At 68.0% G+C, this 1,480-nt stretch carries 1 pseudogene; it reads right to left on the reverse strand.

What is annotated here, in order from left to right:
* Positions 1-126: 126 nt before the first annotated feature.
* A pseudogene (locus ACZ6C1_RS39045) lies at positions 127-1,324 on the reverse strand (IS3 family transposase).
* Positions 1,325-1,480: the final 156 nt, after the last annotated feature.

Here is a 1,480-nt window from a genome sequence, read left to right on the forward strand (position 1 = left end):
AGCAGCCTCGGCTACCGCAGTCCCGCCGAATACGAGACTGCCCTGGCGGCCTGACCACCACACCGAAGGTGTCCGCCAAAGCGGAACAAGCTCAGTGGGGGCCTTGACCCGGATCCTGGACACGGGTTATGCGGTTGGTGACAGCGTAGTTGATGTTGTTGCCGACGCTGTCTCGTAGGCGATCGGGCTGCGTTGCCCGAGGCTGAGTGACGGCGTCGGGTGTTGTTGCGGTGGAGCCGGCGGATCGCGTCGAGGCGGGCCTCGCGCTCGCTGGACCAGCTCTTTCGGCCCTGGGGCGTCTCGCGTTCGAACGTCGCGTTGAAGGACTCGGCGAGCGTGTTGTCCGTGCTGGAGCTGATCGCGCTCATGGACTGGCGGACGCGGGCTCTGCGGCAGGCACCGGTGAACGCCCGGCTGGTGTACTGGGCTCCGTGGGCGGTGTGCCTGATCGCGCCGACGAGACTGCCGCGGGTCCGCTCGGCGGAGGCCAGCGCGTCGGTGACGAGATCGGTTCGCATGTGATCCGCGAGCGCCCAGCCGGCCAGGCGGCGCGAGGCGAGGTCGATGGTGGTGGCCAGGTAGAGGAACTTGCCGCCGTCCACGGGGAGATAGGTGATGTCGCCGACGTACTTGTTGTTCGGCTTGGTAGTGGTGAAGTCGCGGCCGATCAGGTCCGGGGCCTTCGCCGCGGCGGGGTCCGGGATCGTGGTGCGGTGCCTGCGACGCAGCCGCACGCCTGCCAGGCCGATGCTCCGCATCATGCGCGATCCGCTTGTGATTGACGCTCTCGCCGCCCTCGCGAAGCTCGGCGGTGATCCTCGGGACGCCGTAGGTGCCGTCTGATTCGAGGTGCACGGCCCGTATCCGGGTGGCGAGACGGGCATCGGCCGCCTGCCGGGTAGCCCGGTCCGCGGCCGTGCGGCGCCAGTAGGAGAAGCTGGAGCGGGCGATGCTGAGGATGCTGCACAGCCGCTTCACGCCGTAACGGCGCTGGTGGTCGGCGACGAACTGGAAGCGGTTCACCAGCGCGTCTCCCCGGCGAAATACTTTGCCGCCTTCCGCAGGATCTCGCGTTCCTCCTCCAGCTCGCGGACCTTCTTGCGCAAAGCGGCGTTCTCCGCCTCCAGCGGCGTGGGCGGCTCGGCCGGCGCCTCCACCCGGCGTCCCCGGAGCCGGCTCGCTCCGGCCGCCCGAACCCAGTTCCGCAACGTCTCGGGTTGACCCCGAGATCAGCGGCGACCGACCTGATCGTCACCCCTGGCCGCGACTCGTACAACGCGACCGCGCCCGCCCTGAACTCCGGCGGATAGTGCTTCATGACCACGGGACATCCGTTCTCCTGAACTCGAGATCCAAGTGTCTCGGGTGTCCAAGATCCGGGGTCAAGTGAGGTGCCTCGAAGTTCTCGGACAGGTGTCCAATAGGATCGCCTGGAACAGGGAACGAGGAAGTAGTGGCGCCACCGAGGAAGTACTCGCAG

It is taken from the genome of Streptomyces sp. NPDC041796 (assembly GCF_055590785.1).